Origin of the sequence: Paraburkholderia sp. UYCP14C (genome assembly GCF_004197395.1) — a bacterium.
GTDB lineage: Bacteria > Pseudomonadota > Gammaproteobacteria > Burkholderiales > Burkholderiaceae > Paraburkholderia.
The window spans coordinates 16383-29669 of record NZ_SELS01000078.1 but is presented as its reverse complement, the minus strand read 5'-3'; the positions used below and the strand labels follow the sequence as shown (position 1 = coordinate 29669).

Sequence of the window (13287 nt, the reverse complement as noted above, 5' to 3'; positions counted from 1 at the left end):
CGCTTCTACACGCGCTACAAGAGCGTGACGCAGCGCTGGCCCGACAGCATCGACAAGGGCGCGGAATTCGCGATGCCCGCGTCGAAGTAAGCTAAGCGCGGCGTGAATACGCCGCGCGCTCTTAGATAGCCGGCCCGGGAATCGCCGGCTATCGCTCGCGCCCGCGGATGCGTTCACTCGATTTGGGGAGAGTCGTAGATGGCGTCGTCGGCGTAGATGTCGTGTCCGGCTTCGAGATTGCCTGCCGCGGACGCTTACCAGTGCACCTTCAGCGCTTCAGGCACGTTCGCGTGATGCATGAACGACCTCCGGGATAAAGTGCGGCAGCACTTCGCTGTGCAACTCGTCCAGTACGTCGGCATACGGGCGCGGTGTGATTTTCGGATTCAGCGCGACATGGCTGACGCCCGCTTCGCGTGCCTGCTCGAGAAAATGCCTGAGCGAGCGGCTGCCGATGGCGAATCCGCCCTTGACGGCGCGGAACGGATAGTCAGGCTTCCGATGTAGATAGAGGTAGCCGCCAAAGGCAATCGGCTTGAAGGCTTCGCGGCCCATCGAGCGCGCGACCTGCTCGTTCCAACTGCGCACGAATGCATCGAGCGCGTCCGGGCCGGGCACGAAGCCGAGGTAACCGTCCATCTGTGCCGCGATCCATTCAAGACTCTGCTGCGCCCGTCCAACCGCAATCGCCGGGGTGCGTCCGTACGGCGGCTTGGGCAGCATGTCGAGCGTACCGCCCGATTTGCCGAAGCGGGGCGACGAGAACACCGGAAAAGGCTGCTCGCTGACCGTGCGGTAGGTCTGGAACGCGTCGCGAAACCGCTCGCCGCGCGTATCGAAGTCGATGCCGAAGACGGGATACTCGGAGGGTCGATCTCCCGAGGACATGCCCAGCAGGAGCCTGCCATTCGTCAACTGGTCGAGCGAGTTCACCTGCTTGGCCAGCAAGAGCGGTTCGCGCATCGGCAAGACGATGCCGGTCGTGCCGAGCGCGATCCTGCTCGTCACCGCCGCGAGGCTGGCGATATACACCAGCGGTTCGAAAATCTGGCCGGCGTCGCCATATGCAGGGTCGTAGAACGGGATGTCGCGCATCCACAGCGCGGCCACGCCCATCGACTCGGCGCGCTGTGCCATGGCGACGTGATCGCGCATGGTCGGGACGGGCGAGTCCGGATGCGTTTCGAGCGGCAGGATCAGTCCGACCGTGAGCGCACCCTTGTGAAACACGCGGCGCCACGCGGGGTGCTCCGAAAGCGCATGTTCGATTGGCGCGGAAGCCTTCATCGCGGTGATTGCTGACATATCCATTGCGTTTCCCCAAGGTACGAGCCAAGGTTACGCACGATCGACGCTGACAAAAACCACCTGCAACGAACAACAGTTGATACTCGCGCGCAATAACGCGGGGAATTCAATCGGCGGACATGCGCGCCTTGAGCCGTGGCGACATGAAGTCGAGAAACGCGCGCAGCTTGAGCGGCAGCGGCGTTTGGCCGGCATGGACGAGATGGATCGGCATCGGCGCCAGCTGGTAAGCCTCCAGAACCACCCGCAAGCGGCCTTCATGCACGGCGCTCGCGACCTGATAACACAGAACTCGCGTCAAACCGGTCCCGAGCGTCGCGGCGTCGATGGCCGATTCCGCCGTGTTCGTCACGAGCCGCGCGTGAATCGGCACGCTCTGCTCCGATTTTCCGCCGGTAAAGGTCCACGCGCGCGACGAATTGATTCCCTCGAAACCGATGCATGCGTGCTTGGCGAGATCGGCCGGGTCCTGCGGCGTGCCACGCTCGGCCAGATACGCGGGGCTCGCGCACACCACGGGGCGCGTTTCGCCCAGGCGTATCGCAACGAGGCTGCTGTCCGGCAACTGGCCGATGCGCACCGCAACGTCCACATGGTCCTCGAGAAAATTGACGTTGCGATCGGTCAGCACGAGGCGGGCGTCGATCTCCGGATAGTGCGCGAGAAATGCCGCCATGACGGGGACGACGTGCAACCGCCCGAAGACCACGGGTGCGGTGGCCACGAGCGAGCCTTTCGGCGCCGCATATTCGCCGGTCACGGCGCGTTCGATTTCACCGATGTCCTCGAGAATGCGCCGGCACGACGCGACATAGGCTTCGCCGGCCTCGGTCAGCCGCAGGTGCCGCGTGGTGCGATGGAGCAGGCGGGTCTTCAGGTGCGCTTCCAGATCGCCGACCTTGCGGCTGACTGTCGCCAGCGGCTGGCCGAGGTGCCGGGCCGCGGCTGACAAACTGCCTGCATCGACGACTGCGACCAGGATGGACATTCCTTCGAGGCGGTCCATGGTCTCCTCGGCAACTGGAAGGGAGATTCCCGATGTTAGCGGATTCTCTTGCGGCGCGAGCGCGCAGCGCCTTCAACGTGCGCGGCTTGGCCATGAATTCGAGGCGATTCATGGACCCTATCGAATAGTGGAAGGATGAATCTTGATCGTGAGGGATTCTCTTCGTAAATGCGAGCGCGTAACGTTTGACCTCAATCTGGATCGCGGTCACTGGATCGGTGCGAGCCTCACGAGTCTTCAAGCCGAGTCCCATTGAACGCAACTTGACACAAGGCATCGAGAATCTGTTTGCTGGAATCCGCCACGGTTAGGGGCGATGCCAGCCTCAATACTGGAATTATCATGATTGGCATCGTGCGCATTGCGCTGAAACGGCCTTATACATTCGTTGTTCTGGCCGTGTTTATCCTGATCGTTGGCGTTCTGTCGGCGCTTCGTACCCCTACGGATATTTTTCCTCGGATCAATATCCCGGTGATTAGCGTGGTATGGCAATACACGGGGCTTTCGCCCGACCAGATGGAAGGTCGCGTGATGGCTCCGTACGAGCGGGTGTTGACGACCACCGTGAATGGCGTGCAACACATCGAAGGCACTTCACTCACTGGCTACGGCATCGTCAAGATCTTCTTTCAGCCCGGCACCAATATCGGCACGGCGAATGCGCAGGTTACGGCGATTTCGCAGGAGATTTTGAAGCAGTTGCCGCCCTCCGCAACGCCGCCTTTCATCATCAACTACAACGCGTCGACCGTTCCGATCATCCAGCTTGCGCTTTCGGGCAAGGGCCTGTCGGAACAGAACCTGGCGGACCTCGGCAAGAACCAGCTGCGCCCGATTCTGGCGACAGTGAACGGCGCCGCCATCCCGTTTCCGTTTGGCGGGAAAGACCGGCAGGTTCAGATCAACATCAAGCCGTCCGAACTCGAAGCGCGCTCATTGTCCGCGCAGGATGTGCTCAATGCGCTGGCGGCGCAGAATCTCGTGACGCCGGTCGGCAGTGAAAAGATCGGCAACTACGAGTACACGCTCCAGTTGAACGATGCGCCGCCGACGATCGCGGCGATCGCGAATCTGCCGATCAAGTCCGCCAACGGCACCGTGGTGCATATGCACGACGTCGCCGACGTGACCGACGGCAGCCCGCCGCAGCCCAATATCGTTCACGTGGAAGGCAAGCGTTCGGTGCTGCTCACGGTGTTCAAGAACGGTTCGGCGTCTACCTTGTCGATCATCGGCGGCATTCGCCAAAAGGTTGCCGATGCGAAAGCGTCGTTGCCCGACGCGCTTCAGATCGATGCGATCGGCGACCAGTCGATCTTCGTGCGCTCCGCGATCAAGGGGGTTGCGCGTGAGGGCCTGATTGCCGCCCTGCTGACGAGCGTGATGATTCTGCTGTTTCTGGGCAGCTGGCGCTCGACGATCATTATCGCGACTTCCATTCCGCTTGCGATTCTCGGGTCGATTGCCGCACTCTCGGTGCTCGGCGAGACGCTCAACATCATGACGCTCGGCGGGCTCGCGTTAGCGGTGGGCATTCTCGTCGATGACGCCACCGTGACGATTGAGAACATCAACTGGCACCTGGAGCAAGGCAAGGCCGTCGAGAGCGCGATTCTGGATGGCGCCGCGCAGATCGTCACCCCGGCGTTCGTCTCGCTGCTTTGCATCTGTATCGTTTTCGTTCCGATGTTCTTCCTGGACGGCGTGGCGAAGTTCCTGTTCGTGCCGATGGCCGAGTCGGTGATCTTTGCGATGATTGCGTCGTTCATTCTGTCGCGCACGCTGGTGCCGACGATGGCGAAATACCTGCTGACGTCCCACGCGCATGAAGAGGGGCAAGCTGAATCTTCCAGTTTGTGGGCGCGCTTTCACCGTGGCTTCGAGCAGCGCTTCGAGCGCGTGCGCTCGAGCTACGTCGCGATGCTCGAACGGGTGCTGGAACGTCGCCGCACGTTCGTGGTGGGCTTCTTTGCATTCGTCGTGGTGTCGTTCGCGTTGATGCCGTTGCTCGGGCGCGACTTCTTCCCGGACGTGGACGCGGGTCAGGTCCTGCTGCACGTGCGTGCGCCGGTGGGCACACGTGTGGAGAGAACCGCGGAGATTTTCGCCGAAGTGGAAGCTCAGGTGCGCGCGACGATTCCGCCGTCCGAACTTGGCACCGTGGTGGACAACATTGGCCTCTCCACCAGTTCCATCAATACGGCCTACAACAACACGGGCACGATCGGACCGCAGGACGGCGACATTCAGATCTCGCTGAAGGAAGGCCACCGGCCCACGGCCGCCTACGTACGCAAGTTGCGCGAATCGCTGCCGCGCGCGTTCCCCGGCGTGACGTTCTCGTTCCCGCCGGCGGACATCGTGAGCCAGATCCTGAACTTCGGCTCGCCTGCACCGATCGACCTGCAGATTCGCGGCAACAATCTGCCTGGCGACTTTGCCTACGCGAACTCGCTCTTGCGTCAGATCCGGCACGTGCCCGGCGTTGTCGATGCGCGCATCGAGCAATCGCAGGCCAATCCGCAATTCAACATCGACGTCGATCGCGACCGCGCTTCGCTTCAGGGACTGACCGAGCGCGATGTCACCAATAGCCTCGTCGTGCACATGGCGGGGTCGAGCCAGATCAACCCGACCTACTGGCTCAACGCGGCCAATGGCGTGGAGTATTCGATCGTTCTGCAGACGCCGCAATACAGTGTGGATTCGCTGTCGTCGCTGGTGAATCTGCCGATGAGCGGCGCGGCCGAAGCGAACGATGGGCAGATCCTTGGCGGCGTGGCCAGCATTCACCGCACGGCGAGCAACGAAGTGGTGAGCAACTACAACGTGCAGCCCATGGTCGAGGTGTTCGCCACGACCCAGGGCCGCGATCTCGGTGCGGTTGCCGCCGACATCCGCCATATCGTTGCCGCCAATGCCAAGGCCGCGCCCAAGGGTGCGAAGGTCGTCCTGCTTGGCCAGGCGCAGACGATGAACAACGCTTTCGGGGGCTTGTCGTTCGGGATTCTGGGCGCGGTCGTACTGATCTACCTGCTCATCGTCGTCAATTTCCAGTCGTGGTCCGATCCGCTCGTGATCGTGGCGGCATTGCCCGGCGCACTTGCCGGCATCGTATGGATGCTGTTCGCAACGGATACCACACTCTCGGTGCCCGCGCTGACCGGCGCAATCATGTGTATGGGCGTGGCAACCGCCAACTCCATTCTGGTGGTGAGTTTCTGCCGCGAGCGTCTGGCCGAGCACGGCGATGCCTTCAAGGCAGCCTTGGAAGCCGGCACGACCCGGTTCCGGCCGGTCCTCATGACGGCGCTCTCGATGATCATCGGCATGGCGCCGATGGCGTTGAGTCTCGGCGAGGGCGGAGAGCAAAACGCGCCGTTGGGCCGAGCGGTGATTGGCGGACTGCTGTTCGCCACGTTCGCAACGCTTCTTCTCGTGCCCGCTATTTTTTGCATGATCCATTCGCGTCGGGGTCGCACATCGACGGCCGCGCAGATTTCCGGAGATTCGATCCATGTCCTTTGAACCCACAACTCGCGCGGCAGCCGCGCAACGTCAGCTTTCCTTTGCCGGCATCGTCGGTGGTGCACTCGCCGTTCTCGTCGTGGTGAGCGGCGTCTCGTTCCGCATGAAGCATGAGCATCAGCTCAAAGGCTGGACCGAGGCACAAGCTGTTCCGTCCGTGAATGTCGTGATGCCCGCGCAGCAGGCGCCGGGCGGCGCGCTGGATCTCCCCGGCAGACTGGAGGCCTTCGAAAGCGCTCCTATCTATGCACGCGTGAGCGGATACCTGAAATCGTGGAGCGTCGATATCGGCTCCCCGGTAAAGGCAGGCCAAACGCTTGGCGAGATCGAGACGCCCGAACTCGATCAGCAGTTGATTCAGGCGAAGGCCGACCTCGCCAGTGCGCAGGCCGAGGCCGCACTCGCAAAAACGACTGCCGCGCGCTGGCAAAGTATTCTGGACACCGATTCAGTGTCGCGCCAGGAGGTGGACGACCGCACCCAGGACTACGTGGCGAAGCAGGCCCGCGTAGCGGCGGCGCAGGCGAATCTGGACAGGCTGGTCGCGACCAAGGGCTTCGCCCGGATCGTCGCTCCGTTCGACGGCGTGATCACCGCGCGCAACACCGACGTTGGCGCGTTGATCAATGGCGGCGGCGGTACGGGGCCGCAGCTCTTCTCCGTATCGAGCGTGGACAAGCTGCGCGTGTACGTGCACGTGCCGCAGGAGTACGTGCCGGCGGTCAAGCCGGGCGGGACCGGCACCTTCACCGTGCCGGAGTATCCCGGCAAGACCTTCACGGCTACGGTCGTGGGTCTGGCCGACTCGGTCAACGCCGCGTCGGGAACCTCGCTCGTCCAGTTGATGGTGGACAACCCGGGTCATTTGCTGTTGCCGGGCGACTTCGTGAATCTGCACTTCACGCTGCCGGCTCGCGCCGACGCGTTGCGGGTGCCGGCCAGCGCGCTGATATTCGACAACCGGGGGCTGCGGCTCGCCACCGTCGATCGCAACGACACCGTGCACTTCAAACCCGTTTCGATCGTGCAGGACCTCGGAAATGCGGTGGATATCGGCTCGGGGCTGATCCAAAGCGACCGCGTGATCGACGCGCCGCCCGATGGACTCGTCGACGGCGACCATGTTCAGGTGATTGCGCCCGGGGATAAAGGGGAGAAGCATGACTAAGTATCTGAAACTCGCCACGCTGGTGAGTGCCGTGGCGCTTGCCGCGTGCTCGCTCGCGCCGCACTACGAAGTTCCCGACGCACCCGTTGCGGCGCAGTACCAGACCCAGGGGCCGTGGACCGAGGCGAGCCCCGCCGACCAGCTCGACCGCGCGGGATGGTGGAAGCTGTATAAGGAGCCCGAACTCGACGACCTCGAACAACAGCTGATCGCGAGCAACCCCGACCTGAGTGCGGCGCTGTTTCACTACGAGCAATCCCAGGCGTATATCAGGCAGGTCAAGTCGCAGATGTACCCGCAGGTTGCCGCTGCCGGCAATATACAGCGCGACCGCGAGTCGGACACGCGGCCGTTGCGCAGCCCGACTGGACCGAGCGATTACAACTCGGCCACGCTCGGTGTCGAAGTCGATTACGAAGTGGATCTGTGGGGGCGCGTACGCGATTCCGTTGCCGCGAGTAAGGACGAAGGCCAGGCATCGAAAGCGGATCTGGCATCGACGCAGCTGAGTCTGGAAATCGAGCTGGCCCGAAGCTACATCGACCTGCGTGGCCTCGATCAGCAAATCCAGTTGATCGAGGGAACCGAGGCGTCGTACCAGAAGGCGCTCGATTTGACCCGCAGCCGGCACGGCGCCGGAATCGTCTCGGGTCTCGACGTGGCGCGAGCCAGCAACCAGTTGTCGTCGGTTCAATCCGAACTCACTCAGGTCACGGCGAGGCGTGCGTTGCTGGAGCACGCGGTGGCGGTGCTGGTCGGCGCTTCGCCCTCGGAATTCCAGCTCGCGCCGGCGACCGATGCCATCGCGCTGCCCGTCATTCCGGTCGGCGTGCCGTCGACGCTGCTGCAGCGGCGGCCTGACGTCGCCGCAGCCGAGCGCCGCATCGCGGCGGCGAATTCGAAAATCGGAGTGGCACGCGCGGCGTACTTCCCGACGCTCACACTCAGCGCGCAAGGTGGCGTGCAAAGCTCGGTGCTCGGGAATCTGCTCAGCCTTTCCAGTTCGTATTGGGCGGTAGGACCGTCTCTGGCGGTGTATCTGCTGGACGGCGGCAAGCGCCATGCGCAGCTGGATTCCGCGAAGGAGGCGACGGCCGAGGCAGGCGCACGCTACCGCAGCGTGGTGCTGACGTCGTTCAGGCAGGTGGAGGACAACCTGACCTTGCTCGACGATCTGGGCACCGCGACGAATCAGCAGCAGGACGCCGCCAGTGCGGCCCAGACCGCGCTCAACCTGGCGCTCACGCGTTATCAGCGCGGCGTGGTGAGTTATCTGGACGTGGTCGAGGCGCAATCCGCCCAGCTCGAAGCGCAACGCAGCGTCATCGCGCTTCGCACGCGGCAACTGGATGCGAATGTCGACCTCATTCACGCACTCGGCGGGGGCTGGACCACGGACGACCTGAAAACCAACTGAGCTCAATACATCAAGGATTGGAACGTCATGAAGCAGCTGCTTGACTTGATCGATTTCCCGGGCAAGTTGCGCGATCTGAAGGAGAGTAAACTTCAGAGCCTGGTGGACGAGGTTCGAGAATTCGTGATCGAAAGTGTGTCGAGCACTGGCGGTCACCTGGCATCGAACCTCGGTGTGGTGGAGTTGTCCGTTGCGCTTCACTATGTATTCGATACGCCGAACGATCGCCTGGTGTGGGACGTCGGGCATCAATCCTACCCGCACAAGATATTGACCGGCCGAAAGGGGCGAATGGCAAGCTTGCGGAAGGCCGGCGGGATGGCCGGTTTTCCCACGCGGGAAGAGTCGCCTTACGACGCGTTCGGTGTCGGGCACGCCGGTACGTCCATTTCGGCGGCAGTCGGCATGGCCTTGGGGCTGCGCGGTCGAGACGCCCGCGTCGTGGCGGTGATCGGCGACGGCGCGCTGTCTGCCGGTATGGCGTATGAGGCGCTGAATCACGCAGGGTGCTGCGAGGCGCTGCCGCTGACGATTGTTCTGAACGACAACCGCATGTCGATTTCACCGGCGGTGGGCGGACTGAACGATCATCTCGACGCGCTAGTTGCGCATTGGCGCGACGAAGCGAACGTGCCTTTATCCACGCTATTCGAAACGCTGGGTCTGGATTACGTCGGTCCCATCGATGGTCACGATATTCCGTGTCTTCTCGCCGCGCTGCGCGACGCGAAGACGCGCTCACGCCCGCACGTCGTTCACGTGGTGACGAAGAAAGGAAAGGGTTATCGACCCGCGGAACTGGAGCCCGTTGCGTACCACGGGCCCAGTCCGTTCAAACCCGCGACAGGGCTGGTGCGCCCGCAAGGCGGCAAGCTGACCTATAGCCAGATATTTGGCCAGTGGCTGTGTGACGCGGCTGCGACGGATGAACGAATCTTCGGCATCACGCCCGCGATGAGCGAAGGATCCTGTTTGACCGAATTCGAGCGTCGTTATCCGGACCGCTACATCGACGTGGGCATCGCGGAACAGCACGCTGTCACGCTGGCGGCCGGCCTCGCCGCTGAGGGGATGAGGCCCGTTGTCGCCATGTACTCGACGTTTCTTCAGCGTGGGTATGACCAACTCATTCACGATGTTGCCCTGCAGAATCTGCCGGTTCTGTTCGCGCTGGATCGCGCGGGGATTGCCGGGGGCGATGGTGCGACGCATTTGGGTGCATTCGACATTGCGGCCCTGCGTTGCGTGCCGAATATGGTGGTGATGACCCCGTCCGATGAGAAGGAATGCTATCGCATGCTGAACACCGGCCTTGCGTGGCCTGGACCGTGCGCCGTGCGATACCCGCGGGCGACGACCGGATCTGAAGTCATCGAGCAGACGAAAGAGACGTTGCCGCTCGGAAGAGGCGTGATTCGCCGGGTGTCCGGCAAGCGGGGTGGCGCGCGGGTGGCGTTTCTGGCGTTTGGCCCCTTGCTCTCGGTCGCGATGGAAGTCGCAAAGGAGATCGATGCGACTGCGGTCGACATGCGCTTCGTCAAGCCGCTCGATGAAGATTTGTTGCTGACGGTTGCAAACGAGCACGAGGTGATCGTGACACTGGAGGAAGGCACCGTGCTGGGTGGAGCGGGTGCCGCATGCGCCGAACGGATTGCGGCGGAGGGGTGGCCTGTACGGATGCTGCGGCTCGGCCTTCCCGACGCGTTCGTCCCGCATGGCGACCGTTCTGAATTGCTCCGCTTGAATGGCCTCGGTGTCGCAGGTGTGAGGGAAGCGGTGCTGGCCTTCACCGAGGCGGAAGATCTGCTCGACGAGGTTTGATGATCGGGTCGGCTGCCCCGCGCCGACGGACCATCCAGGCCTCGGCGCGGGCGATACTCAAGCGCTTATTGACCTGCGCTCTGGCCGCCGTCCACGTGCAGGATCTCCCCCGTCACGAACGGTGCCGAGTCGAGATAGAGAATCGCATTGACGATGTCGCTCATTTCGCCCATGCGGCCGACCGGATGCATCGCACCGAGCGTGGCGTGCGTTTCGGGAGCATGCATCGGCGACTTGATGATGCCGGGCGACACCGCGTTGGCACGGATTCCCGCGCGCGCATACTCGATTGCGAGCGACCGCGTCGCAGCGTTCAGACCGCCCTTGGTGAGCGACGCGAGCACCGACGGAACCTTGCTGTTCGCCTTGTCGGCGAGCGTCGTCGTGATGCTGAGCACGTGACCGCTGCCGTGCTTCTGCATCGCGTCGATCGCGTACTGGGTGATGTAAAAGAAGCCGTTCAGGTTGACGTTCAGGATTGCCGCATAGTCTTCGGCGGTGTACTGCGTGAAGGGCTTCGCGATGAAGATGCCCGCGTTGTTGACGAGCGTATCGACACGGCCGAAGTGCTCGATGGCAGCGTCGACGACGCGGCGAGCCGTAGCGGGGTCGCCGATGTCGCCGGCCACGGCGACATAGTCGGCCTCGGCGGCCGGCGTGATGGAACGGGCCGTGGCGACCACCCGATGGCCCTGCGCGCGGAAGGCCTTGACGGTTTCGGCGCCGATGCCTTGCGATGCGCCAGTGACGATGACGACCTTGGAAGTGCTCATTGTGTATCCCGCAGTAAGGGTAAGTCGGCCGGGTGGCCGTTCGAATCGATGGACCCGATGGAGAAGAACTGTAGGCGCATCGGTTGCGAATGCGAACAGACATCATGGACAAAGAGTCTTTCGTCGCGAGAACAAATCGCGCCGGGATCGCGAGGCTGCGCACGCGGCGATGATTCAGGCGGCGACCTCGGTAGTGTGGGACTGTTGGCGGTATTGCCGGGGGGTGAGCTTGAGGCGCCTTTGAAACACCATGCGCATGTGAGCGGCGTTATGAAAGCCACAGTCGAACGCGACGGTTTTCATCGGAATGTCGCGTTCCTCCAATAGTTTCTGTGCCGCCCCGACACGAACCTGATCGACGAATGCGGAAGGGGTCGTGTGGAGATGCTTTGCAAAGATCCTCGATAGCGTGCGCCGGCTTACGTAGACCGCGTCGGCAAGTTGCTCGATTGAAAGCACATCGGAAAGATGGTTGTCGATATGGCGTTGTACTTTTCCGATAATCGAACTTTCATCGACTGGCGTCGCAACGCAAGGATTGGGTTGGTAGGGCTCACTATGCAGATTGGCGCCAAGACGTCTTGCCACCTGTTCGGCGAGCCTCTGGCCCCAGTCTTGCGAGACGAGCGAGAGGCCGAGGTCGAGTCCGGCATTCGCGCCGGCAGATGAAACCAGGCGTCCATCGCGGATCAGGGTTTGGTCGGGACGGATCCGGGCGCGCGGGAATTCGCCGGCCATCTGACTCGCGTCGGTCCAGCGCGCGGCAATTTCCTTGCCGTCGAGCAGACCTGCGCGCCCGAGCACCCATGCGCCGTTGCAAACGCAGCCGTAGCGCTTCGAGTCGAATGCGCGTCGCCGCAGCCAGTCCAGGAAATCCTGCTTCGGCCGGACGTGTCTTGCGTGAGAGGCGCCTGTCACCAGCAGGACATCGACGTTTGCGCGAAAGTCCGCGTAGGTCCATGGCACGCAAAGCTGCATTGCGTTCGAACAGGCAACCGCGCCTGCGTGCTCTCCAATGAGGGGCACCTGATACTGGCGCGCCTCGCTGAGCAAACGGTTCGCTTCGGAGAACACGTCGAGCAGGCCGGCCATGTCCATGGCCTGTACACCATCAATCACCACGATTGCGACTTTCATTTTGCGCACCCAACCTGGCCAATGATCACGATAGCGCGACGACACGCTGGGAAAAGGTTAGGCGTGCAACGGCACGCTGACCATTCTCCGAATGGCTGAAGCTGCATCGTGCCGGCATGTGGTCCCTCATACGCCGGTATGACCCGTGTAGTTCTCAGGCGTGGTGCGCCAAAATCGACCTGTCCGAAGAGCACGATTTATGGGGCGCCTGCTTCAAAGGAAGGCAGTCCTCACAGTGTGCAAACGGTAGCGATAAATCTTGCGATTGCTTACCATATCGCGAGCATCGGCACTTTTTTTCGCAACACGAACTTTTCGAAGATCGAGCGATGGCACACGATGGCGTTGGGACGCGAAGTGAACACCTACCGGACTCGCTCGTGTACGTGATCGACGACGACGAGTCTATTCGAGGCGCGCTAACCAGTCTGCTGATGTCAGTGGGCATCGAGGTTCGGGCGTTCGAATCGGCTGACGAGTTTCTCGCCGTGAAATTGCCGGACGTGCCGAGCTGTCTCATTCTCGACATTCGACTACGCGGCGAGAGCGGTCTTACGCTTCAGCAGGAAGCCTTTAAAGAAAGCATTCGATTTCCCATCGTCTTCCTGACGGGGCATGGCGACATAGGCATGACCGTCAAGGCGATGAAAGCGGGAGCTTTCGATTTCATGACGAAGCCGTTCAAGGATCAGGATCTGCTCGATACGATCGCCGCGGCGCTGAAGCGCGATGGCGAATTGCGGCGCCAGGCGAAGCTCGTCGCGGGCATCCGTCAAGCGTACGATTCACTCACCGCCCGCGAGCGCGAAGTGATCGGGCTGGTGGCGGAAGGTCTGTTGAACAAGAAGATTGCCGACCTCCTGTGCCTTAGCGAGGTTACGGTCAAGATCCATCGGGCGCAGGCCATGCACAAGCTCAACGCGCGCTCGGTGGCCGAACTCGTCAAGATGTTGCAGCAGGTGCAGCCGGCTCCTCCGAGCGCCAGATAGGCGTTTGCGCAGTCGCCGCGTGATGGCTGCCTGCGTCAGCGCGCGGATCTCGCCGCGCTAATACGGACTGTCACGAAGATCATCCGAAGGTGTGATTGCTGCCCCTTCGACGGGCTTGTATTTTGCAGAAAGATTCT

Annotated in this window: 9 protein-coding genes; 5 read left to right on the top strand and 4 right to left on the bottom strand. The window is 62.3% G+C overall.

The genetic code is table 11. From position 1 onward, the window contains the following. Positions 1 to 276: 276 nt before the first annotated feature. Together EVC45_RS38670 and EVC45_RS38665 are read right to left on the bottom strand one after the other, a co-directional pair. Positions 277 to 1311, bottom strand: coding sequence for an LLM class oxidoreductase (locus EVC45_RS38670; RefSeq protein ID WP_129963388.1), 1035 nt, complete (start codon positions 1309 to 1311; stop codon positions 277 to 279). Positions 1312 to 1414: 103 nt separating this feature from the next. Further along, positions 1415 to 2314, bottom strand: coding sequence for a LysR family transcriptional regulator (locus EVC45_RS38665; RefSeq protein WP_129963387.1), 900 nt, complete (start codon positions 2312 to 2314; stop codon positions 1415 to 1417). Between the two features lie 342 nt (positions 2315 to 2656). Here EVC45_RS38665 and EVC45_RS38660 point away from each other — a divergent pair, with 342 nt between their 5' ends. From EVC45_RS38660 to EVC45_RS38645, 4 genes are read left to right on the top strand one after another with little or no spacing between them, the layout of a single operon-like run. Beyond that, complete coding sequence (locus tag EVC45_RS38660) at positions 2657 to 5845, top strand: efflux RND transporter permease subunit (protein ID WP_129963386.1); 3189 nt, start codon at positions 2657 to 2659, stop codon at positions 5843 to 5845. Then, entirely contained in the window at positions 5835 to 7013 is a 1179-nt protein-coding gene (locus EVC45_RS38655) for an efflux RND transporter periplasmic adaptor subunit (protein WP_129963385.1), read from the top strand. The genes EVC45_RS38660 and EVC45_RS38655 overlap by 11 nt, the downstream gene beginning before the upstream one ends. Beyond that, positions 7006 to 8430 (top strand): efflux transporter outer membrane subunit, encoded by a 1425-nt coding sequence (locus tag EVC45_RS38650; protein ID WP_129963384.1) that lies wholly within the window; start codon positions 7006 to 7008, stop codon positions 8428 to 8430. The genes EVC45_RS38655 and EVC45_RS38650 overlap by 8 nt, the downstream gene beginning before the upstream one ends. 27 nt (positions 8431 to 8457) lie before the next feature. Continuing rightward, positions 8458 to 10251: a 1-deoxy-D-xylulose-5-phosphate synthase gene (locus EVC45_RS38645; RefSeq protein WP_129963383.1), complete on the top strand. Its 1794-nt coding sequence runs from the start codon at positions 8458 to 8460 to the stop codon at positions 10249 to 10251. Positions 10252 to 10316: 65 nt separating this feature from the next. On the opposite strand, the gene EVC45_RS38640 is transcribed toward EVC45_RS38645, so the two are convergent. Beyond that, on the bottom strand, positions 10317 to 11024 hold the full coding sequence (locus tag EVC45_RS38640; RefSeq protein ID WP_129963382.1) for an SDR family NAD(P)-dependent oxidoreductase: 708 nt from the start codon (positions 11022 to 11024) through the stop codon (positions 10317 to 10319). A 174-nt stretch (positions 11025 to 11198) separates the two neighbouring features. After that, complete coding sequence (locus EVC45_RS38635) at positions 11199 to 12161, bottom strand: GlxA family transcriptional regulator (RefSeq protein WP_129963381.1); 963 nt, start codon at positions 12159 to 12161, stop codon at positions 11199 to 11201. Between the two features lie 380 nt (positions 12162 to 12541). Between EVC45_RS38635 and EVC45_RS38630 the strand changes: the two genes are divergently transcribed. After that, entirely contained in the window at positions 12542 to 13150 is a 609-nt protein-coding gene (locus EVC45_RS38630; protein ID WP_306770850.1) for a response regulator transcription factor, read from the top strand. Positions 13151 to 13287 lie beyond the last annotated feature (137 nt).